At 45.9% G+C, this 1110-nt stretch carries 3 protein-coding genes; all 3 read right to left on the bottom strand.

From position 1 onward, the window contains the following. A partial coding sequence (locus ACTHO6_RS21075; protein WP_440243791.1) for a hypothetical protein occupies positions 1-427 on the bottom strand: 427 nt, incomplete at its 3' end. Between the two features lie 138 nt (positions 428-565). Next, positions 566-712 (bottom strand): hypothetical protein, encoded by a 147-nt coding sequence (locus ACTHO6_RS21070; RefSeq protein ID WP_310769124.1) that lies wholly within the window; start codon positions 710-712, stop codon positions 566-568. A gap of 183 nt (positions 713-895) precedes the next feature. Then, positions 896-1087 (bottom strand): helix-turn-helix domain-containing protein, encoded by a 192-nt coding sequence (locus tag ACTHO6_RS21065; RefSeq protein WP_024983297.1) that lies wholly within the window; start codon positions 1085-1087, stop codon positions 896-898. Positions 1088-1110: the final 23 nt, after the last annotated feature.

The following is a 1110-nucleotide window of genomic DNA, read 5'->3' as shown; positions in this document are numbered from 1 at the left end:
TGTCAGTCTCTTTTTCAGGTAACACCAGGCGAATCTCCGGCTCCAATTCTGTACCGAGATTACGAGCCATGCGTTCCATCTCTTCCTGAGAAGTAAACAGCCGCTGTTGAATCTGCTGCCACTTCCGAACCAACCCGATCACAAATGGGATGCCGCTTGTTAAAACGCAATACAACTTCTCCAGTTGATCGGTGGTCCAATTCATCAGATCGGCACCGATAAACAGGTAGCTTTTCACCCCCTTCTCATAGCTATATTTGACGCGGTGAGAAACCTGAGAGACCCCCTTCCGGAAGTGGCATACAACCACATCCTTCAGGAACGCGTATGAATCATCGGACTCAGCCAGCATTTCAATTTTCTTCTTGAGAAGATTCAAAACGTTGTGTTCCCGACCGCTCAAAACCATCAGCTCAACGTATTGCATAACGACCCCTCCTCACTTTTTTCCGAATCTGACCACTAACAAATGGACAAGCGCCTTTATGATCGTGTCCTTTTGTTACTACTCAGTTTCAACTTGTAAGAAAAACGATAGGGAAGACTAACTTCCCCTGAGTAACCACTACTTTTTGGTATCTGTGCATATGGATTCTGCTTTTTTTAATCCAGGTTCCGTAAGCAAAAAGGGTGACGAGGTACCTGTTTCCTTCAAATTGGACTGAGCATCTTGCAGCTCGATGAATGCCTCCTCTACCAAGGAACGTTCCATATGGATCCCCCTCCTCAGATTCCGTTGTTGGGTGACAGATCTGGATCAAATACCGGGCATCATACTCCTCCGTGCAGCATGACAATCGCGTAAAGTGGAGATAATGAAAACAGCGAGTAGGAAAAAGCAGGAATAGAACTAAGAAAGAGAAACAGCTAGAATATTCAAAAAGATGTTGAGTTACTAGGCCGAAGACTTGGTGTTTTTCTGTTCCTGTTCACGCATCCAGGCGTCGATGCTCTCAACTCGGAAGAAAATGCGGGAGCGAACCCGAAAATGCGGGATTTCCTTTTTGCGAACCATCGCGTAAATCGTGTCACGGTGGACGCCGATGTATTTCGCACATTCAGCGGGGGTCAGTATTCCTTGATTCATGAGTATCACCTACTTTATGGATT

The sequence above is a fragment of the Brevibacillus sp. SAFN-007a genome (assembly GCF_051967035.1).
Lineage (GTDB): Bacteria > Bacillota > Bacilli > Brevibacillales > Brevibacillaceae > Brevibacillus.
Note: the sequence above shows the minus strand (reverse complement) of the source record. Positions and strands in the feature narration are given on the sequence as shown.